This window comes from Myxococcus sp. AB025B (assembly GCF_006518215.1).
Taxonomy (GTDB): Bacteria; Myxococcota; Myxococcia; order Myxococcales; family Myxococcaceae; genus Myxococcus; species Myxococcus fulvus.
Map to the genome: position 1 here is coordinate 1 of NZ_SRLW01000175.1, position 21,123 is coordinate 21,123.

Consider the following 21,123-nt stretch of genomic DNA (forward strand, 5'->3'; position numbering starts at 1 on the left):
ACCGGGGGACTGGCCATCCAGGACGAGTGGCTGGGCAACGGCCTGAGTGAGCGCGAGTACCGCGACACGAACGCGCGCGTGACGGGCCCGGTGGTGGAGCAGATGCAGCAGGCGTTCGCGGAGAACTGGCAGGAGACGACGGGGGAGCTGTTGCCGCCGGAGGACTTCCCCACGCTCTCCCTGCCGGTGCCGGGGCTGGATGGCGCGGGTGAGGGCTGGGCGGCGTTCGTGGGGAGCACGGCGAACCCGGAGGTGACGCGGGCGGAGCGGCTGACGCAGCTGCTGGTGCGCGCGGCGACGAAGCGGCTGTGGATTGCGCAGTCGTACTTCACGCCGAACGGGCCGCTGTCGGAGCTGCTCCAGGAGCGGGCGCGCGCGGGCGTGGACGTGCGGGTGCTGGCGCCGGGGGACATCAACGACCAGAAGTTCGTCACGGTGGCGCAGCGGGCGACGTACGACGCGCTGTTGAAGGCGGGGGTGCGCGTCTGGGAGTACCAGCCGTCGATGATGCACGCGAAGACGATGCTGGTGGATGACCGGTTGGTGTTGGTGGGGTCCATCAACTACGACCCGCTGTCGTTCAACATCCTGGAGGAGGGCTCGCTGGTGTTGGAGGACCTGGACGCGGCGAGGCAGATGGAGGCGTTCTTCCTGGAGGACCTGTCGCGCGCGCGGGAGATGGGGGACACGGGGCAGGTGTCTCGCTGAGCACGGTGGGGCGCCGTGGGGCTGGGCAGGAGGGGGCCGGTGTGCTGAAAGAGCGGGCCTGTTCCCCTCTTGTCTGTCGGAGTCCGCGCGCCATGACCGAGCCCTCCCGTCTTCTGTTCGTCGCTGGCGCCACGGGGGCCACGGGGCGCAACGTGGTGAAGCAGGCGCTGGAGCGGGACGTGCCGTTGATCGCGCACGTGCGTCCGAAGAGCGCCCAGACGGAGCCGGCGAGGAGCTGGCCGCGCAAGGCGCTGGTGGAGCTTTCGCGCGGGGACGAGCTGGCGGAGGCGATGAAGGGGAGCACGACGGTGCTCCAGCTCATCGGGACGATGCGCAAGCGCTTCGGGTCCGGGGACACGTACGAGACGAGCGACATCGGGACGACGCGGCACCTGGTGGAAGCGGCCAAGCGCGTGGGCGTGGACCACCTCGTGTTGCTGAGCTCGGTGGGCGCGGGGCGGCCGGTGGGCGCGTATCTGAAGGCGAAGGCCGAGGCGGAGCGGCTGGTGCGTGAGAGTGGAATCCCTTGGACGGTGGTGCGTCCGCCCGCGTTCGAGGGTGAGTACCACCACCCTCCCGCGATTCTGCGCACGCTGGCGAAGCTGAAGCCGCTGCGCGGGCTGCGCCCGATTCACCTGGACCAGCTCGCCGCCGTGCTGCTGCGCGTGGCGGAGCGGCGAGCACCGCTGGGCGCGGTGCTCGAGGGCGACAGCCTGTGGAGCGAGGTGGCGGCGACCGGGAAGTGAGCCCCCCGAAGCGCAAGCGGTCCCCCGAAACGCAAGCCCAGGGGACCGCCTCACCTCGGCGCGTCGAAGCCGCGCCTACGACGTGGCGCGCAGCTTGAGCGCCTCTTGAATCAGGTGCCGCAGCTCCTCGCCCTCGACGAGCGCGGAGGTGGACGGCTTGCCGAAGTGGAGGCGCGTGAGCACCCACAGCTCCTTCTTCAGGTCCACGGGAGCCGTCTCGGTGAACTCGGGGGGCACGTCATCCGGCGCCTCGGCGCGGTAGGCGACGAAGGTGTCCTGAATGGTCATCCCACTCCCCTTCGGGGAGAACCGCTCGGCGAGCTCCTCCGCCGACGGACGCCCCGAGAGCTTCTTCAGCGAGAACGCGTAGCCGAGGAAGTCGCTGATGACCTTCTTCGGGTCCTCGCTGACGTCGAGAATCGGTCCTGAGGCTCGGACAGTGCGCATGGCAGACCTAGCTAGCATGAGTTCACCTCACCTCAAGGCACGAGCTGGGAGTTGTTGAGGTTTTCCTCGGACACCCACCAGCTGTTGATCTTCCCGATGCCCGCCCCCGAGGGGTCGGGGTCGCGCGCGACGATGACCTTGACCGTGGCGGGATTGCCCTTCGCGTCCACGACGGGCACGTCCACCGGAATCAAGCGGTCCTCGGGCGCGGCGTTCTTCAGCGCGTCCGACACGGACTGCTGCATGTGCGTCTCGAAGCGGGTGACCGCGTCCGTGCCCGCGCCCTCGAAGAGCGTCTTCGGCACGGAGACGTCCTTGCCGTCGTACTGGTAGTTGATGACGCTCACGTCGATGGGGGTCGAGTCACCGGGCAGGCTGAAGCCGAGCTGGCGCTGCTGGGTGATGTTCATCCGGTCGCCGTACGTCGCGACCGTCTGGTCCCAGGCCTCGCGGGTGTGGCCGCCCGCGAACCCCGCCTTGCGGAAGGGCGCCGAGGAACGGATGTCCAGCCGGTAGCCCGGAGGCGGCTCGTCGCCCGGACGCCACTCGAAGCTCTTGCCGTCGCTCGTCGTGACGCGGACACGGGGCGCGGGCTTCGGTTCGGACGTCACCAGGAAGCCGGTCTGGGCGTTGTACTTGACCTTGCCCAGCGTGGAGCCGTCCTCGTTGAGCACCTCGACCTTGGTCTTGTCGTCTAGAGGAGGCGTGCCCGGCATGGCCTGCAGGGCCACGACGGCGCTCGTCGGGTCGACCTTCTTGCCGTTGGTCAGGTTGACGGGCGCCGACTGGTTGACGTTCGCCCGCTCCTCGAAGTGCGTGTCCGTCACGTGGCCGCGGGCGTCCTGGAGCCCCGTGGTCGTCGCCTGCAGGCGCGCCACGTCGTCCAGCATGGCGACGAAGCCTCGGCCCTTGTCGACGGAGTCCACCTGGCCCGCGTGCTCGGTGAGCTGACGCTCCACGCTGGCGATGCGCTGCTCCAGCTCCTTGAGCTGGTCCGCGGTGGCGGGCGTGTTCTTGCCCGTCACACCGGAGGCCGCGTCGGTGAGGCTCGCCTGCGTGGCCTCCAGGTTCTTGAGGATGCCGTTGAGCTTCTGCACCTCCAGCCGCGACTCGAAGCCCTGCGTGCCGTACCCCGGCATGCCGGTGATGGCCTGCTTCACCTTGTCGACGAGCTGGCGCACCTTGCCGATTGTGCCCTCGTAGCGCTGGAGGACGCGCGCGGTCTCCATGTGCGCCTGGATGTCCTCCTTCGTCGCGTCCGGGCCCGCCTCGATGTGCACCTTGCCGTTGTCGTAGCGGACCTGCGTCGTGCGCCCGTTGAGCTCGGGGTTGCGCACCACGGGCACGGGCGGACGGCCCGTGTTGTCCGTGCCCACCTCGGGCTGCGTGGGACGCGTGTTCTCCGGACCGTTCGTGCGCGGCACCGGGATGAGCTGGCCCGTCGCGGGATTCACCCGGAACTCGGTGGGGCGGTTCTCCACGCGGTTCTGCGGAGGACGGCCCGCCTGCTCCGGGGTCGTGGTCGTGCCCGGACGCGTGTCCGTCGTCGTCCCCGGACGCGTGTCCGTCGTCGTCCCCGGACGCGTGTCCGTGCCCGTCGTCGTGGTCCCCGGCTTGGAGTCCGTGCCCGTCGTCGAGCCCGGCTTGTTCGAGCCGTTGGTGCCGTCACTGCCGTTGCTCCCGTTGGAGCCGTTCGACCCATCGGAGCCGTTGGTGCCATTGCGCCGACGACCGCCCAGGCTCACCGTGGTGCCGCCGTTGCCGCTGCCGCCCTCGGCGGTGACGTCGCGGTGGCGCGCGTTGACCTCGAAGTCCACGACACCCAGCTTCGCGCCCACCCCCAGCTCGCGGTCCTTGAAGGAGCCCGTGGTGAACTGCGCGTCGACCTTCACCCCCTCGAACGCGTTGTCGAAGTTGCCGTTGACCAGGTTCTTGGTGATGGTCTGCACCTCCTCGCCGCTCAGGCCGCTGACCTCGGCGGTGAAGAAGCGGCCCTCGGGGCCCGCGTCCACGGAGCCCTCGATGGAGAGGCTCGTCTCCGCCGGCCCCGCGAACGCCGCCGTCGCCGGGCTCGCGAGGAACGCCAGCATGTCCTTGGCGTCCACCTTGCTCGCATCCAGCGGAATCGACGTCTCCATGCTCACGGAGCCCGTCACTTCGCCGCCGATGTTGATGCCCGCCTTGCCCTTCAGGCCGCCCGCGATGCTCGCCGCGCCGGAGCCCTCGATTTCAATCGAGCGCACCAGGTTCGTCGGCTTGCCCTTGTCGAACTCCACCCGGTAGCTCGTCGTCGCGCCGATGCTCGCCGACAGCTCCGCGCTCGCGGGACCGAACTTGCCGCCCAGGCCCGCCTCCGCCTCGGCGCCGAGGTTCACCTCCATCGCCGACAGGTGGTCCAGCATGAACTTGTGGTCTTCACCACCCGACGCGAGCGCCGCGGGTCCCTTGCCCAGGATGACCGCCGCCTTCGCCGCCTCCTCCGGTGTGTCGAACTTCATCTCCACGCGGCCACCCGCGGACACCGACGCCGAGCCCACCAGGCCCACGCCGACATCCCCCGTCACCTCCGCGGACAGCTGGTACTTCCCATCGGCGGTCTTCTCGACCTCGACCTCGCCGTCGATGCCGGCCTTGAGGCCGACCTTCACGTCGAGGTTGCCGCTCAGCGTGATGGTATCGCCCGGGCTGTTGAGCTTCTTGATTTCGTCCGCCACCGCGCCCTCGATGGGGGCGGTGATCTGGTCGATGGCCATGTCGATGGGCTTGAGGACGACGTCCTTCGCGAAGCCCAGCGCATCCTTGGCGAAGTCTCCGGCCATCCCGGCCAGGTCCCCGAGTCCCTCGGTGACGAAGTCCTTCGCGTCCTCGTACCAGGGGAGCTGACGCTCCTTGTCCAGCTCCTTCGGCTCCTGGTCCTTCTTCACCTGGCCGTTGGCATCGACCTCGAAGCCGACGTGGTCGTACTTCCAGCGGTTGTCACCCGCCTCCTGGAGGCTCTTCACCTCCGTCGGCTGGTGCTTCATCTGCAACTGCCCGTTCGCGTCCACCGTGCCTGACGACTGCGACACGGTCTGCGTGCGATTGGCGTGGCCCTCGTCGAAGCGCGAGCCGTCCGGGTCATACCCCGTCACGGTCGTCTTGCTGGTGACGTTGCCCGGCGTCTTCTGCGACACGGCCGGCAGCGAGTCCGTCAGCACCGCGTCCTTCGGGCCGCGCGTCACCTCCTGCTGGTTGCGCACCACCTGCACGCCGTTGCCGTTCTTGTCGGAGGACAAGGGCTGCGTGGCCACCGACTCGGTCTTCTGCGTGGAGACCGCCGGCTCACCCTTGGCGTTGTACTTCGTCTCCTCCGTCACCGTGAGGCTCGACTCCCCCGGCTTCAGCGACGTCGGCGAGTTGTTCGTCTTGTGGTGATCCTCACCCTTCGACGCGTCGTTCAGCGCCTTGTTCTGCGCCGCCTCGAAGCCGTTCACCGCGTCGGCGTTGAAGCCCGGAGTCTTGATCTCCGTCTTCTTCACCTGCTGGGTCGGGATGCCCCACTCGTTGTAGTCCGTCTGCGTCGTCTGCGTCGCGGGGCCCTTCGGCGTCCCAGGACGGTTCGCCAGCGACGCCGGCGGCTTCTCCATCCGAACTTCTTCCGTGCGGCTCTGAATCTTCGGCGGCGACTTCGACACGTCGTACTTCGTCGTCGATGACGTCGTCGTCTCGCCCGTCTCCGGGTGCTGCTGCGTCTGGCTCTTCTTCGACTCCAGCCCCGTCGCCTTCCCCTGCGCGTCCGACGTCTTCGTCCACGTCGTCTCGCCGGTGGCCCCGTCCTTCCCCTTCTCCTTCGCGGTCACCGTGGACGTGTAGCTGCCGTCCTTCTTCACCGTGACGGTGTTCCCGCTCTTCGCGTCCGACAGCGTCGTGTCGCCCGTCAGCGCGTTCTTCTTCACGTCATACGTCGCGCCCGACGACGGGTCCTTGTACTTCTCCCCGTCCTTCAGCTTCGTCGCGTCCCGCAAATCCTTCGCGTCCAGCGCGTCCAGCGCCTCCGGTGGCTTCTCTCCCTCCAGCGGCTTCACCGCGTTCTCCGGCGGCGGCGCCGTCGTCCCCAGCAGCTTCTCCAGCTCCGACTTCCTCGCCGTTCCATCGAACGCGGACACCAGCTCGTTCTTCTTCGGCTTGACGCTCTCGATGTCCTTCTGGCTGTACGGCTGCGGCTTCTTCTCCTTCACCGCCTCCGTGTTCGCCTTCCCCATCGCCTCCTCGGCCTTCTTCGCCGACAAGGCCACCTGCTCCTCCGCCGCCTGCAGCTTCTTCGCCGCCGCGGCCGCCTTCTCATCCGCCGTCTTCTTCGCCTTCTCCGCCGCGGCGGCGTCCGCCTGCGTCTTCTTCGCGTCCTCCGGCTTCTGGCCCGGCTTCTCCGCCGCCTTCTTCGCCGCGTCCGCGGTCTTCTTCGCCTCGGCCTGCTGCTTGCGCGCCGCCTCCGCGGCCTTGCGAGCCTCTTCCGCCGCCTTGCGCGCCGCCTCCGCCGCCTTCCGCGCCGCCTCTGCCGCCCTACGGGCTTCTTCCGCCGCTCTGCGCGCCGCCTCTGCCGCCCTGCGCTGTGCCTCGGCCGCCGCGGCCGCGCTCGAAGACCCTGCTCCACCCGTAGGTGCCAGACTCATGGCGCTCCCCTTTTCCGTCTGAATCGACACCTCATTATCGGAAGGAGGGAAGAAACGTTCCCTCCCCGGATGCGAGGCGTTCCGCTCATTGCCGGGCGATGACTATCAGGCTTCAGCGTCAGACGTCCCACACGCCTGTCCCTCGGCCTGACAGCCTCTCATCAAGGACTTACAGCGACATGCCACGGTGACCGGCAGTGCGCGCCTCCAGCCCGCAAGGGATTGAATGAGGCCCCGCATATGTAGACACCGTCGAAAGACAGCCTCATCGGAACCGTTGGGCCCCTCCATGGCCATTGCCAACAAGACAAGAACGAGCGAACGAGCGTGGAGTCCTGAACGAATGAACGGCCGCTCAGCGCATCGGCGCCTCCTCACGATGCGGTCAACCACGGCGTCCCGTCGAAGCCCAGCCCACGGGGCCATGCCGATGACCCGGCACTCGGCCCTTCGCGGGGAGGTCCGCCGTCGGCCCATGCCGCGGAGGCGCGGCGGTCGGGCCAGGCCCGAAGCGCGGGTCGTCACGCCCACGGCACCGAGCCCTCGACGCCGTCGCGCCCCCCGTGCACGTGGCGAACGACACGAGGCGTCTGCCAGACGTGTCATGAGAGGGATTGTCGCGTGGAGGGCCGCGCCGGAGCCTCGTCGATGCGAGCACCGCGTCCACGCAAGCCGGCCCGACACGCGCTCGGACGCCCCAAGGGCCACCGGTGAACACAGCCAGGGTCACCCGGTGGCGGATGGCGGCGTCGTGTGGGTGGGGACGCGGTAGCCTGGGACCGTTCTCATTCCCCTGCCGAGACACACCATGCTCCGTCTCCTCGTCTCCGCCCTCCTCGCGCTGTCCCTCACCGCCTGCTCGGACGACCCCGACCCCACACCCACGCCGGATGCCGGCTCGGACGCGGGAACACCCGATGGCTCGGACTCCGGAACCGACGCGGGGACGGACGCGGGCTCGGGTGACGGCGGCCCCACGCCCCAGCCGGACGCGGGCCCGGGGACCTCTGGCGGTTCGGGGAAGCTGCCCTGTGAGCGCACCGGTTCGGTGACGAGCAACAGCCAGACGTATCCGTACTGCGTCACGCAGGTGGCGGGCGCGGAGCTGAAGATCATCGAGCCTCGGGTGGGCATCGTCCCCGCGCCGATGCGTCTGGCCGTCTACCTGCACGGCGATGGGGCCCGGGCGCACACGGGGGACACCGCGCCGCGCCTCCAGGCGCCGTGGGCCTACGACAACGACACGCTCTATGTCTCCGTGCTGGCGCCGAACAAGTGCGCGTGGTGGACCAAGCCCTCGGTGACCAACTGCGCCGTCGAGGGGACGGAGGCCGACCGCGACCTCGCGGGTGACAACGCGGCCACGCTGGTGGAGGTGCTCGATGCCCTGCGCAAGGGCTGGAACATCATCAACGAGCCCATCCTCTTCGGCGGCTCCTCGGGTGGCTCGGTGTTCCTCACCGCGAGCTTCCTGCCCAGGTACGGCGACCGCTACCGGGGCGTGTACGCGCTGGGCTGCGGCGGCGAGGCGCCCTGGGGCGGCAAGCTGGACTGGGACAGCACGCGCCCCGAGCTGCGCGGCTCGACCCGGCTGGTCTACGCCTACGGTGACAAGGACGAGTACCTCACCGACATCCAGGCCAGCCTCACCGCGTTCCGCGGCTACGCCTTCCCGCTGGAGGAGAAGGTCGTGGCCGGTGCGACCCACTGCGCCTTCGACCACATCGGCGGCGTGAAGGACATCTGGGCGGCGGAGCTCGAGGGGAAGTAGCCCGGCGTCACGCGGGAACGCACCTGCGTCGGGCTTGAACGCGAGAGCCCCCGGAGGCGTGTCGCGTCACGACGCGCCCCCGGCCCCCGCGCGTGGCCCCCGGGTTGCACCGGCACGCCCCCACGATGCGCGTCGACACCAGCTGCGACACCGCGAACTTCATCCTCGACGGTGACAAGTTCTTCCTGGAGCTGCACCGGCACATCCGCCGCGCGGAGCTGGACGGCAAGGGCGCCACCATCCGCCTGGCGTACTGGAAGGCGGACCCGTCACTCACGCTGCCCGCGGTGGACGGAGCGCCGCAGCGCACGCTCGCGCAGGCGCTCTCCTCGGCCGCGAAGGCGGGGGTGAAGGTCCAGGTCATCCTGTGGAACGGCTGGAAGTCCGAGTGCTTCGTGCCGCATCACCACTTCTGGCGCGAGGACTGGACCGCGTGGCTGGACAAGTGGAAGCACCTGCTCACGGAGTGGAAGTTCCCCGACGGGAGCCTGGAGTTCAAATACCACTCGTACGCGGGCACCACGCTGCACCCCTTCACCAGCCTCCACATCAAGATTGCCCTGTTCAAGACCTCCGGCAGCGAGGACCTGCTCCTGGGCGGGATGAACCTGGGCGAGGACTACAAGTCCGCCACGACGCATGACGCGGCCAATCACTGGCACGACGCGGCCGTGCACCTGAAGGGAGACATCCACCGCGTCGTGGGGCACTACTGGTCGGAGCTGTGGGCGGGCAAGACGCCACCCGCCGCGCCCCTCACTCCGGACAGGAGCGGCGGCGACAAGGCCGTGACGTTCGTGACGACGGACATCCAGGGCAAGAAGGCCGAGCGGGACATCCGCAAGGAGCTGGTGGGCCACATCCAGAAGGCGAAGGAGTTCGTCTACATGGAGAACCAGGCCCTGACGGACCCGGGCATCATCGACGCGCTGGTCGCCGCCGCGGCGCGCGGGGTGCGCATCATCCTGATGGTCCCACACCCGAAGGAGACGGTGCTCGGGGACTACAGCGGGTACGCGTACGTGATGAACTTCGCCTTCCGCGCCATCGCGATGGCGGGGATGACCAGCTTCACCTCGAAGAGCGCCGGCAAGGTGAAGGCCAGCGACCTCAAGGACTGCAGCCTGCGCTACGAGGGGTGGATTCTCAGCGGCCGCTCGCTGCTGCTGCCGCCGTCACCCCAGGTCCAGAAGCTGGGCTGCCTGGAGAACGACACGTACATCACGGATTTGGAGAAGCGGCTGCATTCGGGGGACGACTCGCTGATGCAGTCGTGGAAGCACCCCAACCTGCCGTTCCGTCCGGCGTCGCAGTTCATGAACCGGGGCGTCCACTGGAAGCTGAAGACGGCCTGGCTGGGGACGTGGGAGTACCTGGAGAACATCACGGCCATCGAGTCGGAGTCGTTCAGCATGTACTCACCGCTGCTCAACGGCGCGAAGGGGAAGTCGCCGTATGTGCACTCGAAGGTGGCCATCGTCGACGACAAGCTGGCCTTCATCGGGAGCAGCAACTGGACCTACCGCAGCATGCAGTTCGACGCCGAGGTGAGCGCCGTCATCCAGGACGGAGCGTTCGTGAAGGCGATGCGGGAGGAAATCTTCGAGCACTGGGGCATGCCCAAGAACGTCAGCCAGTGGCGCGCGGCGGCGGAGCAGAACGTGGGCAAGACGGACGGCAAGGTGAACATCGTCCCGCTCACGCTGGCGGACCTGCAGGTCAGCTACACCAGCCTCACCGCGTGGGGCTCGTGGGCGGCGGGGAACATGATTTGAGCGGTGGGCGAGGCCCGGCGGCTCACGCCGGCACCGCGCGGGCCAGCGCCTGCCGTACCGCGGCGCGCACCGGGGCGGGGACGGCGTCTCCGGGGATGCGCCGACACAACGAGACGGTGCGCTTGAGCGCGTCGCAGGCCTCGTTGCAGCGAGGACAGCGTGACAGGTGGTCCTCCAGGCGGATGCAGGCGGCCTGGTCCAGTTCCTCCGTCAGCTCCCGCGCCAGCTCCGGACACCCCGCTTGCTGCCCCGGGCCCTCCTGGCCCAGGAGGGTGGACAGGTGCTCGCGCAGCTGCATCCGCGCGCGATGCAGCCGGCTCTTGAGGGCGCGCACCTCGATGCCCACCACGTCGGCGGCCTCCTCGGCCGTCAGCCCCTCCACGTCCCGGAGGATGAGCACCTCGCGCTGCGCCTCCGGCAGCGCGAGGATGGCCGCCTGCAACACCTCCCCCAGCTGCCGGACCTGGGACACCTGGTCCGGAGTCGCCCCGTCCGCGGCCACCCTGGAGGCCTCGGGCGCGTCGAGCGGCAGGAAGTCCTCGGGCGCGCCCACACGACGACGGCGCAGGCGGTGGCAGTGCGTGCGCGCCACCTGGAACAGCCACGTGGACAGCGCCGCGTCGCCGCGAAACGCGTGGAGGCCGCGGAAGGCCGACAGCAGCGTCTCCTGGAGGACCTCCTTGGCGTCCTCCTCCGAGCCGCACATGCGCAGCCCGAAGCGATACACCTGCTTCTCGTGACGGGTGAGGACCTCGTCCAGGGCCTCGCCATCTCCCGAGCGCGCGGCCTCCATCAACTGTTCGTCGGTTCGCGTCGACATCCGCCTCCCACCTCCTCCTCGAAAGAACGTCGGAGCCCCTGCGCGCCTTCCTGGAGGGCCCTCCCCTGCCAGCCTCGGCGAGCAGCGCCCGGCACCGAGGCCACGGGCCCGAGCGCCCGCCCGCGAGCTCGGGCGGTCCCCCCGGGCGCGCCAGCTCGCCCCGGCCTCGCTAGTAACGGATGAGCTGATACCCCTCGGCGACCAGGCGCGCCAGCTCCGCCACCCCGTTGTCCACCACCTCCGCCTGGGGCTGGAGCTTCTTCGGGTCGATGCCGAACTTCTGGAGCGCGGTGCCGCACGCCACCAGTCGCACGCCCGCGGCCTTCGCGGCCTGGGCCGCCTGCCGGACCTCCTCCGGCACCGCCTTCACCGTCGGGTCCAGCGCCACCACCGCGCGGCCGTAGGTGAGCCACACCACGTCCGAGAGGTGCCCCGACTCCTTCGCGCTCCTGGCGTGGCGCAAGGCGCTGGAGAGCGTGCCGAGGTCCTCCAGGCCCGTGGTGGCCACGAAGACGAGCTTGCCCTGGGGCGCGGGCGTCCGCCGCGACTCGGAGGGCGTCGAGCCGGAGGCGGCCAGGGGGACGGTGACGAGCGAGGTGACGAGCAGCAACACGAGGCGATTCATCGGGACGGACTCCGGCGGGAGGACTACTGGATGGACAGCAGGTGGATGAGGCCCCAGGCGAACAGGGCCAGCGCGGCGAAGCCGACGAGCCCCGCGTAGACGACGCGCAGGCCCGCGCGGCGGACCATGCTCAGGTGGGTGCCCAGGCCCATGGCCGCCATGGCCAGGACCATGAGGAAGACGCTGGCGGTGGACAGCCACGCCCGGGCCCAGGCGGGCACCACCCCCACCGTGCCCAGCACGCCCACCGCGAGGAAGCCGATGACGAACCAGGGGATGGGCGGCTCCTTCAGCGAGTAGCGCACCTTCCCGCCGACCCCGGAGACGAGCCCCAGCACCACGAGCGCCGGCGCCAGCAGCACCACGCGGGTGAGCTTGACCAGCGTGCCCAGGTCCCCGGCGTCGGCGCCAAACGTGAAGGCCGCGGCCATCACCTGCGCCACCTCGTGCAGCGTGGCCCCGGAGAGGATGGCGAGCTGCGCGTCACTCAGCCCCAGGAGCGGCCCCACGAAGACGTAGAAGAGGACGCCCACGGTGCCCAGGACGCCGCACAGGCCCACCGCCAGCGTGGTGTCCTCCTCCTCCGCGCGCGTGACGGAGCTGGCGGCCACCACCGCGCTGGCGCCGCAGATGGACGTCCCCACCGCCAGCAGCGTCCCCAGCTTCTCCGGGACGCCGAAGCGGCGCGTCACCCACCGGATGCCGAGGATGCCGACGACGATGATGGCCACCGACAGCATCAGCACGCGCGGGCCCACCTTCGCCACCAGCCCGAAGTCGAGCCGCGCCCCCATCAGCACGATGCCCAGCCGCAGCACCGTGCGCGCCGCGTAGCGCGTGCCCTCCCTCCACACGGGCGAGAGCCCCAGCGACGTGCGCAGCGAGATGCCCAGCAGCAGGGCCACCGTGAGCGGCCCCACCACCTTCAGGCCGGGCAGGAGCGCCAGCGCGTAGCTGACGCCCGCCAGCGCGGCGGCGAGCCCCAGGCCCGGCAGGCGGCGGCGCCACATCGCCTGGGGTTCGGTGACGACGGTCGAGGAGGGAGCGGCGACAGGTGCGGTCATCTCAGGCCCGGGTTCATGACGTCGTGGGTCCGGCGCGGGGCTCATCGCGAGACCTGCTGGGTGCGGAGCACGGCCGGCAGGTCCTCGCCCACCGCGCGGCCCTCCAGCGCGTCGCTCAGTCGAGGCGCGCCGGCGAGGAAGCGGCGCACCGCCTCGTGCGCGTCCAGGTCGAGCACGCGGGGCTCCAGCGCGCCGGGGATTCGACACAGCATGTCCGGCGCGTCCCCGTCGCGCTCGCAGGCCGTCACGGTGTACAGGCGCGAGTCCACCACCGGCTCCCCCGCGACCTCGAGCGCGAGGACACGCTGGCCCTTGGGTGCGGCGGCGCGGAAGCGCACCGTCATCCCCGAGGGGCGCGGCAGCCATCCACCGAAGCGGTGCTCCGGGTTTTTCGCGAAGACGTTCTCCAGCTCCTGCTCCCAGAAGGCGCGCAGCTGGCGGCCGCTCACCTTGCCTGTCTTCAACTTGTTGGTGACGGGGAAGAGGTTCCACAGGTCCGCCTCGCGCACGGGCCCGGGCAACAGCGGCGTGCCGAAGCGGAAGCCGTTGGACAGGCCAATCTCGGTCCCGCCCGCGGCGCGGATGGCGTCCGCCAGCATGTTGTCCAGCGGGTTCTCCACCACCGCGTAGCGCGCGAGCGTCACGTCGGTGTGGCCCACCTGCGCCAGGAGCGCCTCGTCGTGCGTGGCGAGCGCGGCCTCCACCTGCCGCGCCATCTCGGGGTCCTCGGGGAAGCGCGACGCGGTCAGCTCGATGAGCTCCCAGCGGCGGTCCACCACCTTCCCCTCCTCGAGCCACAGGTCCAGCCGGCCGAGGAAGGAGCCGAACGCGCCGGGCTCCACCACCCACGTGCCTGCCTGCTCGATGGGGGCATAGGTGCGCTCGTGCGTGTCGCTGGACAGGTGGACATCCACGCCGGGCACCCGGGCCGCGAGCCCCACGGCCTTGGCGAGCCCCACGTGGGACAACAACAGCACCACCTGCGCGCCGTCGCGCTCGCGCGCCTCGCGCACCAGCGTGGGCAGCGCCTCCGGGCCCTCGTAGCGCAGCCCCTGGCTGTACCCCGGCGGCTGTCGACGCGGGACGTCCGGGTCCGTGAAGCCCACCACGGCGACCTTCACGCCCCCCACGTCCTTCACCAGCGAGGGAGCAAAGAGCCGCTCGCCGCTCGCCGCGTCGCGCACGTTCGCGGCGAAGAGCGGATGCTTCAGCTCACGGGCGCGCTGGCGAAGCACCTGGGGGCCGTACACCACCTCCCAGTTCCCCGGCACCGCGCCGTCCAGGCCCAGGGCGTTGAGCGGCGCGATGAGCGCGCGGCCCTCGGTGAGCGCCGCCGCGCCCGAGCCTTGAATCGTGTCACCGCCGTCGAGCACCAGCACGTCGCCACCCCGCTCGGCGCGGATGCGCTGGATGGCCGCGGACAGGCGCGCGAAGCCGCCCGCCAGCTCGATGCGCTCCTCGCCGTCGCGCCAGAACAGCTCCGGGTGCGCGCGCAGCTGCGCGTGCAGGTCGGCCACGTAGAGGACGGTGAGCTGTTGACGCTTCGAGGGCGGCGCGGCGGACTTCGGCGACGCCGCGCAACCGGAGACCAGCGCGAGCAGTGCGAGCAGGGGGCGGAACTTCATCGAGCACCTGGTGAGGGATGGCGGGTGACGCCGGGGAGGACACGTCTCATGCGTCGCGGAGTTCCCGGGCCGAAAGTGCGTCCCTCGGGCTTCCGCCACGAGGCGTCCAGGCGCCCGGGGAACGGGACCGCCTCAACGGCGCGCGCCGACCGGGCGGACACACCGCAAGCGTCGCGACGCTCCCGACCAGGAGCGCTCCTCCTCGAACCTCCACCTCGGAGGAGCGCCCAGGCTCGTGCGCGGACGGGGCGCCATGCGGAGCACCTCGCAGCTTCACGCCGCGCCAGGCCCCGGGCCGAAGTGCCGTGACCCCTTCGCCCCACGCGCCTCACCGCCACGCGGACATGGGGCCCAGGTTGAAGACGTCCTGGAACCCCTGCTCCTTCAGCAGACGCTCGGCGCGGCCGCTGCGTGCGCCACTGCGGCAGTAGACGACCACGGGGGTGGTCGGCGGTCCCAGCTCGCCGAGCCTCCGCGCCAGCTCCCCCACCGGGATGTTCACCGCGCCCGGCAGGTGACCGTCCGCGAACTCCTCGGGCGAGCGGACATCCACCAGCGTGGCCCCCGCCTCCACCCGGCGGCGCGCCTCCTCCGCCACGGCGGGGTCTCCCGCGCGCAGGTGTGAGCAGGCGGTGAGGACCAGCCCCACGAGCAGGGCGGCGGTGACGGCGAGGGCGACCTTCATGACGGCTCCATCCGACACCGGAGGCGGAGTGCCCCCGGGAGTGTGGGTTCAGCCCGGTCAGAGCCAGGACGGCGGCAAAAGGATTCAGCGCCCTGGCATGCGTCCTGATTCCCGGGGGGCGCGAAGGGCCCGGGTCAGGGGGCCAGGCGGGCCAGCGCGGCCAGGAGCACGTCGGGCTCGAGCTCGGAGACGGCGAGCGAGGCCCGCGCGTCCCCACCGGGCGCCACGCAGATGCGCTCGCCCACGGGCCCTCGGGTGCAGCGGGGGCCATCGCCCGCGAAGCGCGCCGCCTCCTTCGCCGCCTGCGAGCCCGGCAGGGGCAGGAAGAGCGTCATCGCCTTGCCTCCCTCATGTCGGTACAGCAGCGAAGCGGAGAGCTTGCCGTGCAGTCTGCAGCGCCGCGCGCCCAGGAGCGTCGCCCCGGGCACCACCGGCACGTCCACGGGGTAGCCCACCTCCCGCTCCACCCACGCCTTCACCGCCGCGGGGTCCGAGGACTCGAACTCACAGGGCGTCACGCGCGAGAAGGCCTTGAGGTGATGCCGCTCCAGGTCCATCGCCAGCGCCTCGTTCATCCCGCCGGGCCAGGACGTCCACAAGAGCCCCACCGACGCGAGCGCCACGGCCACGCCCGCCGCCAGCCTTCGCGAGGGAGAGGCCCACCTCGGGCGCGGCGCCAGTCCGGTGACTCGTCCCGCCAGCGCCAACGGAACCGGGGCCTCCATGGCGCGCTCTGTCTGCAGGGTCCGCCGCAGCGAAGCGTAACGGGACGCCTCCCGAGCACAGCCCGCACATCGGGGCAGGTGCTGCTCCACCTCGCGTCGCTCGGATGCCGAGGCCTCGCCGTCGAACCACGCGGAGAGCCGCTCCTGCCAGCCGGGGCTACAGGCTTCCATGGGACTTCTCCTTCTCGAGGAAGTCGAACACCGCCAGTCGCGCCCGTGCCAACCGTGAGCGCACGGTGCCCACCGGGCACCCCTGGACCTGGGCAATCTCGTCGTAGCTCAGCTCCTCGACCTCGCGGAGCCACAGCGCGTCGCGCCACTCGGGCGCCAGAGCGTCGAGCGCCGCGCGCATCCCCTCGCTCAAGGCGTGCGCGTGCAGTTCCACTTCGAGGTCGGCGGAGGGCTCGGGAGGGAGCGGCTGACCTCGCCCACCCTCCAGCACCTCCAGGCGGGGCCGCAGTCCACGCCGGGAGTTGAGGAACACGGTGCGTTGTACGGCGAGCAGCCAGGCCTTGAGGCTCGCGGGTTCCTTCAGTGCGCCTCGCTGCTCCAGGGCGCGCGCCAGCGTCTCCTGCACCAGGTCGTCGGCCTCCACCGCGCTGCCCGTCAGCCGTCGGCCCACGCGCCGCAGGGCGGGCAGGTGCTCCAGGGCTCGTTCGATGAAGGCGCGGGGGCTCACGGCAGGGAAGACACGGCGACCCGGGTGGGAAGTTCCCACGATGGAACGGGGCATCGCTCCCACGCCCGGCGTATCAGGGGCTCACGCACTGGAGTGCGAGTACCTCATGCCGGCGAGCGCCCCTGCCAGGAAGGAAGCAGGCGTGCGCGAGGAGGAGTTCCTCCACATCCTGGAGAACCTCCACCCGCCCAGGCTCCGAACGACAGACATCGCGCTCCCCGCCAACAGCACCTGTGGAGACAAGGCGACCGCGCCGCAAGGGTGCGAGGCACCGACAGGCGCGTCGCGGTCCCACTCAAAGCCTGCAATTGCAAGGGCCTGGTCTCGACGACGCCGCGGGGTGAGGCTGCGACACCGCGACGGCCATGCACGACCAGGCCTGGCTCCAGGACCTGGCAACGGCACACCTCGATACGAGCGGCAGCACACCACGTGCGGCCGTGACGAGACCGGCCCCCCGCGAGCAGCAACGGTGTCCCCCGACGCGACGAGCATGGGGCCCATGCCGCGACGAAAAGGACCCTACCAGCCCCCTCTGACAAAGCGCGGGGGCGAAGCGACTCCGGTATCACCGCGTGCATCGCGGTTCGATGCCGAAGTCTCATTCCCATACAAATACCCAGACACATCAATCAATGTCAGACCCGCGCGATATGAATCATCTCCAGCGGCGCCATTCCGGACGCCGTCTCAACGGGACATCATTCATCCACATGAAAAGCTCATTGTTTTCCCTGGGTCTCCTGGTCGGACTGACGGGGGCCGGCTGCGCGGGCCTCGAGGAAGGCGAGGCGATGGAGACCTCCGTGGCGGAGGACTCCGCCTCCCAGGTCATCCAGGGACTGAACACGCAGGTCACGGGGACGAGCCCGGTGACGTTCGTCACGTCGTCAGGCAATGTGACGAATTCCTACAACCAGTCCGCCACGACGGTGGTGGCCTACACGCGGGATTCAACGACGGGAGCGTTCACGGCGTACCCGGGCTCGGGCGCCGCGGACGGCAGCATCTCCGTGCCCAACGTCCCTTCCGGCCGCATCTACCTGAGGGTGGGCTCGCGCTTCCTGGTGAGCACGGGCCGCACGTTCGACCTGGGCTCCACGGAGTGGGGGCGCAATGGCCTCTTCCCCTGGCAGCCGACCCCCGTGACGGTGTCCGCGTCCGGCCTGTCTCCCTGGCAGACGGGGGACTACATGGACATGTACTCGTTGAACCCGGGGGCGTTCGGCTACCTCTACGGCAACGAGACGGGGTTCCCCCAGGCGGGCGCGACGTCGTTCTCCGCGCTGAGCTTCGACTACGCCAACATGACCAACCCCGTGTTGCTCAACCACCTCGCCTTCGGGGATGTGTTCTCGCTGGCGCAGATGCGGCTGCAGTCGAGCCCCATGGGCGTGCCCTACCGCTCGATGCACAAGGTGCTCGAAGCGAACCTGACCCATGCGGATGGCCAGTCGACCTCCGTCAGTGGGACCTTCACCCAGCCCGCCGCGACGGGCACGTTCTCGGTGGACTGGAGGCGCTCGGCGTTCGACGCCCTGCGCACCCAGGTGAACCCGAGCGCGGTGAGCACGTACAACGAAATCTGGATGTCCGCGCGGCCGGCCGCGGTGGGCCAGGCGCTCGCGTCCATCAGCGGGCCGCCGCTCCTGGTGAAGCTCAATCCTGACGCGCTGAAGACCGACATCGTCACGGGGAGCATGACCTACAACAACCCGTTGCCGGCGACGTGGCAGAAGGTGGCGTTGGCGGCCGCGGGCTTCACGAAGACGTACGCGCTGGGGACGGCGACGCCCTTCACCATGAGCGTGGACATCCGCGTGGACCAGGAGGCGAGCGCGTTCTCCTCAGCGCCGGTGCAGCCCCTCATCGGGCCGGTGCAGGCGCCGCTCGTCAACACCCGTGGCGCGTTCCAGACCCTCACGGGCGTGGGCACGGACGCCTCGCTGCGCTGGTCGAAGCCGCTGATTGGCACGGCCACGAACTATGTGGTGAACATCTACCGGCTGGGCACGAGCAACGGCGCCACCACCGCGACTCGCGTGACGTCGCTGCACACCGACCTGCAGAGCGTGTACCTGCCGCCGGGCGTGCTCCAGTCGGGCCAGACGTACTTCGCTGAAATCCAGAGCTGGTACCAGCCCGGCTCCGACCTGGCGACGAGCCCGTTCAAGCGCGCCCTGCCCCGCGCCCGCGCCAGCGTGCTCACGGGGACGTTCAGCCCGTAGGCCGTGAAGTCGTGGGGAGGGAGGGATTTGGATTCCCTCCCTCCCCGTGGTTCGTGTCGAGCTCCCGACTCAAGGCGAGGAGAGCGGCTCCGCCGTCGTTGAGCCGGGGCTCCGCGCCCCCGCGCTCCCGCGCGCCCATGGCAGGCGCGCGAGGAGGAAGCCGCCGAACATCGCGGCCACGAAGACGAGCACCTGGGGCGCGCCGCTCGCCACCGAGGTGAGCGCGGGACCAGGGCAGTAACCGCCGAGCCCCCAGCCCACGCCGAAGAGGGCCGAGCCCGCCAGGAGCTTCGCGTCCGGCCTGCCCCGGAGGAGGTCGGGGAAGCGCGGGGCGAACAGCGGCCGCCCGCGCCGGAGGATGAGGGGACGCAGCGCCGCGTGCACCGCGATGGCGCCGCCCATGACGAAGGCGAGCCGGTAATCCCAGTCGCCCGCGACGTCGAGGAAGCCCTGGACGTTGGCCGGGTCCGTCATGCCGGCGAGCCCCAGTCCGAGGGCGAAGATGAGACCGCTGAGGAAGGCAGTGATGAGAAGACGCATCGGGAGTTTCCGTTAGAGGACGTGACGGACCACGAAGACGGTGAGGGCGCCGGTGGTCATGAAGGTGAGCGTGGCCCAGAAGGAGCGCTGCGAGCCTCGGCTGAGACCGCAGACGCCGTGACCGCTGGTGCAGCCGTTGCCCAGCCGCGAGCCGAGGCCCACGAGCAACCCGGCGCCCACCAGCACCAGCGTGCCGCGGGCGCTCGGGGAGGCGGACGCGGGGAAGGTCTCGGGACGCAGCCAGACGAGCAGCAGCCCGCCCGACAGCAGCCCCAGGAAGAACAGCACGCGCCAGGCGACGTCACCGCGCACGGGGGCCAGCAGCGAGCCCACCACGCCGCTGATACCGGCGACCCGGCCGTTGGCCCACAGGAGCAGGGATGCGCTCAACCCGATGAGCGCACCGCCGAGGAGAGGAAGCAGGAAGGAAGAAGCCATGTCACGTGAGAGCCCGTGCGCGCCGGAAAGGATTCGCGCGGGCGTGAAGAATCCTTTTGGAACGCGTCGGGCTCTCACCCTCAGGAGGCAACGACATGATTTTCCGACAACTCTTCGATGCGGAGTCCTCGACGTACACCTATCTCCTCGGCGACGAGGCCACGCGCCACGCCGTCCTCATCGACCCGGTGCTCGAGCAGGTCGAGCGCGACCTGAAGCTGGTGGCCGAGCTGGACCTGACGCTCACCCACGTGTTCGACACGCACGTCCACGCCGACCACGTCACCGCGTCAGGCGTACTGCGCGAGCGCACGCAGGCCACGGTGGTGGGCGGCGTGGGAGGTGCCAGCTGCGCCAACGTGCACGTCCGTCACGGGGACGAGGTGCGCGTGGGCGAGCTCGTCTTCCGGGTGCTCGCCACGCCGGGGCACACGGACGACAGCCTCAGCTACCTGCTCGGGGACCGCGTGTTCACGGGGGATGCCCTGCTCATCCGGGGCAACGGCCGCACGGACTTCCAGAACGGGAACGCGCGGCAGCTGTACGACAGCCTCACGCGCGTCCTCTTCACCCTGCCCGACTCGACGCTCGTGTATCCCGGCCATGACTACCAGGGGCGCACGGTGTCGAGCATCGCCGAGGAGAAGCGGCACAACCCCCGCGTGGCGGGCAAGAGCGAGGCGGAGTTCATCCACATCATGGAGAACCTGAACCTGCCCAAGCCGCGAAAGATAGACATCGCGGTCCCCGCCAACCGGGCCTGTGGACACACGGCGCCCGCGCCCCAGGGGGCCTGACGCCCTCACGGGCGGGAGCCATGACATGACGACACCGATTCCCTATCGAGACATCACACCCGCGCAGCTCGACACGCTCGCCCCGGGCACCCGGCGCATCGACGTGCGCGAGCCGGACGAGTTCACGGGGCCGCTGGGACATCTGCCCGGCGCCGAGCTCGTCCCGTTGGACACGCTCGAGCGCGTGGCGGTGACGTGGCCCCGCGAGGCGCCGCTGCTGCTCATCTGCCGCTCGGGCGGGCGCTCCGCCCGGGCGGCGGGGCTGCTGGCCCGGGCCGGCTTCCAGCACCTCTACAACCTGGCGGGCGGGATGCTCGCCGTGCGTGAGCCGCTCCCGGGCTGAGCACGCGTCACGGGGAAGGACACCATGGAATTGCTCGGCTTCTCATTGGCGGCGTTGATGGGGCTGTCGCTCGGCCTGCTTGGCGGCGGCGGCTCCATCCTCACCGTCCCCATCCTCGTGTACGTCCTGGGCTTCGGCGCCAAGGAGTCCATCGCCATGGGACTGGCGGTGGTGGGCGTCACGAGCCTGGTGGGCGCGGCGAGCCACTGGCGCAAGGGGAACGTCCGGTTCCGGGCGGCGCTCCTGTTCGCGCTGGTGGCCATGGAGGGGACCTATGGCGGGGCGAGGCTGTCGGCGCTCCTGTCCGGGGCGACGCAGTTGCTGCTGTTCGCGGCGGTGATGCTGGTGTCCGCGTTCTTCATGTTCCGCAACGGCCGACGCGACGCCGCGAGCGCGCCCTCGCCCCACAAGGCGCCCGTGCCCGTCATGGTGCTGGCGGCCCTGGGGGTGGGCGGGCT

The 21,123-nt window shown here is 70.4% G+C and carries 19 protein-coding genes; 8 read left to right on the plus strand and 11 right to left on the minus strand.

Annotated elements, in window-relative coordinates; all coding sequences use genetic code 11:
- Both FL311_RS26285 and FL311_RS26290 read left to right on the plus strand, forming a co-directional pair.
- A partial coding sequence (locus tag FL311_RS26285; protein ID WP_228557088.1) for a phosphatidylserine/phosphatidylglycerophosphate/cardiolipin synthase family protein occupies nt 1-708 on the plus strand: 708 nt, incomplete at its 5' end.
- A 92-nt stretch (nt 709-800) separates the two neighbouring features.
- Complete coding sequence (locus FL311_RS26290; protein WP_141329125.1) at nt 801-1,454, plus strand: SDR family oxidoreductase; 654 nt, start codon at nt 801-803, stop codon at nt 1,452-1,454.
- 75 nt (nt 1,455-1,529) lie between these two features.
- On the opposite strand, the gene FL311_RS26295 is transcribed toward FL311_RS26290, so the two are convergent.
- Together FL311_RS26295 and FL311_RS26300 are read right to left on the minus strand one after the other, a co-directional pair.
- Nucleotides 1,530-1,901: a hypothetical protein gene (locus tag FL311_RS26295; RefSeq protein ID WP_141329127.1), complete on the minus strand. Its 372-nt coding sequence runs from the start codon at nt 1,899-1,901 to the stop codon at nt 1,530-1,532.
- Nucleotides 1,902-1,933: 32 nt separating this feature from the next.
- Nucleotides 1,934-6,550 (minus strand): hypothetical protein, encoded by a 4,617-nt coding sequence (locus tag FL311_RS26300; RefSeq protein ID WP_141329129.1) that lies wholly within the window; start codon nt 6,548-6,550, stop codon nt 1,934-1,936.
- 808 nt (nt 6,551-7,358) lie between these two features.
- Between FL311_RS26300 and FL311_RS26305 the strand changes: the two genes are divergently transcribed.
- Both FL311_RS26305 and FL311_RS26310 read left to right on the plus strand, forming a co-directional pair.
- Nucleotides 7,359-8,321 (plus strand): hypothetical protein, encoded by a 963-nt coding sequence (locus FL311_RS26305; RefSeq protein WP_153882704.1) that lies wholly within the window; start codon nt 7,359-7,361, stop codon nt 8,319-8,321.
- Nucleotides 8,322-8,446: 125 nt separating this feature from the next.
- Nucleotides 8,447-10,096, plus strand: a complete 1,650-nt coding sequence (locus tag FL311_RS26310) for a phosphatidylserine/phosphatidylglycerophosphate/cardiolipin synthase family protein (RefSeq protein WP_141329133.1) — start codon at nt 8,447-8,449, stop codon at nt 10,094-10,096.
- Between the two features lie 22 nt (nt 10,097-10,118).
- Here FL311_RS26310 and FL311_RS26315 read toward each other — a convergent pair whose 3' ends face one another.
- The 7 genes from FL311_RS26315 to FL311_RS26345 form a co-directional block, all read right to left on the minus strand.
- Nucleotides 10,119-10,916 carry a sigma-70 family RNA polymerase sigma factor gene (locus FL311_RS26315; protein ID WP_141329135.1) on the minus strand — a complete coding sequence of 266 codons (798 nt, stop codon included), beginning with the start codon at nt 10,914-10,916 and terminating at the stop codon, nt 10,119-10,121.
- Between the two features lie 169 nt (nt 10,917-11,085).
- Nucleotides 11,086-11,541 (minus strand): DsrE family protein, encoded by a 456-nt coding sequence (locus tag FL311_RS26320; protein WP_141329137.1) that lies wholly within the window; start codon nt 11,539-11,541, stop codon nt 11,086-11,088.
- 23 nt (nt 11,542-11,564) lie between these two features.
- Nucleotides 11,565-12,605 (minus strand): YeiH family protein, encoded by a 1,041-nt coding sequence (locus tag FL311_RS26325; protein ID WP_141329139.1) that lies wholly within the window; start codon nt 12,603-12,605, stop codon nt 11,565-11,567.
- Nucleotides 12,606-12,646: 41 nt separating this feature from the next.
- Entirely contained in the window at nt 12,647-14,230 is a 1,584-nt protein-coding gene (locus tag FL311_RS26330; RefSeq protein ID WP_141329141.1) for a bifunctional UDP-sugar hydrolase/5'-nucleotidase, read from the minus strand.
- Between the two features lie 328 nt (nt 14,231-14,558).
- A complete protein-coding gene (locus tag FL311_RS26335; protein ID WP_141329142.1) occupies nt 14,559-14,915 on the minus strand; it encodes a rhodanese-like domain-containing protein in 357 nt (118 codons plus the stop codon).
- Between the two features lie 134 nt (nt 14,916-15,049).
- The gene (locus FL311_RS26340; protein WP_141329144.1) at nt 15,050-15,811 is read right to left on the minus strand and encodes an anti-sigma factor; all 762 of its coding nucleotides are present in this window, start codon (nt 15,809-15,811) and stop codon (nt 15,050-15,052) included.
- Nucleotides 15,798-16,319, minus strand: a complete 522-nt coding sequence (locus FL311_RS26345) for an RNA polymerase sigma factor (RefSeq protein WP_223750855.1) — start codon at nt 16,317-16,319, stop codon at nt 15,798-15,800. The genes FL311_RS26340 and FL311_RS26345 overlap by 14 nt, the downstream gene beginning before the upstream one ends.
- A 713-nt stretch (nt 16,320-17,032) precedes the next feature.
- Here FL311_RS26345 and FL311_RS26350 point away from each other — a divergent pair.
- Nucleotides 17,033-18,547 (plus strand): ABC transporter substrate-binding protein, encoded by a 1,515-nt coding sequence (locus FL311_RS26350; RefSeq protein WP_141329148.1) that lies wholly within the window; start codon nt 17,033-17,035, stop codon nt 18,545-18,547.
- Nucleotides 18,548-18,616: 69 nt separating this feature from the next.
- Here FL311_RS26350 and FL311_RS26355 read toward each other — a convergent pair whose 3' ends face one another.
- Complete coding sequence (locus tag FL311_RS26355; protein ID WP_141329150.1) at nt 18,617-19,087, minus strand: DUF6691 family protein; 471 nt, start codon at nt 19,085-19,087, stop codon at nt 18,617-18,619.
- Nucleotides 19,088-19,099: 12 nt separating this feature from the next.
- A complete protein-coding gene (locus tag FL311_RS26360) occupies nt 19,100-19,525 on the minus strand; it encodes a YeeE/YedE family protein (RefSeq protein ID WP_141329151.1) in 426 nt (141 codons plus the stop codon).
- Nucleotides 19,526-19,620: 95 nt separating this feature from the next.
- On the opposite strand from FL311_RS26360, the gene FL311_RS26365 reads away from it, so the two are divergent.
- The 3 genes from FL311_RS26365 to FL311_RS26375 all read left to right on the plus strand — a co-directional run.
- On the plus strand, nt 19,621-20,322 hold the full coding sequence (locus tag FL311_RS26365; protein ID WP_141329153.1) for an MBL fold metallo-hydrolase: 702 nt from the start codon (nt 19,621-19,623) through the stop codon (nt 20,320-20,322).
- 25 nt (nt 20,323-20,347) lie between these two features.
- Nucleotides 20,348-20,665: a rhodanese-like domain-containing protein gene (locus FL311_RS26370; RefSeq protein ID WP_141329155.1), complete on the plus strand. Its 318-nt coding sequence runs from the start codon at nt 20,348-20,350 to the stop codon at nt 20,663-20,665.
- A 24-nt stretch (nt 20,666-20,689) separates the two neighbouring features.
- Nucleotides 20,690-21,123: sulfite exporter TauE/SafE family protein (locus FL311_RS26375; protein WP_141329157.1), on the plus strand; the 434-nt coding region annotated here is incomplete at its 3' end.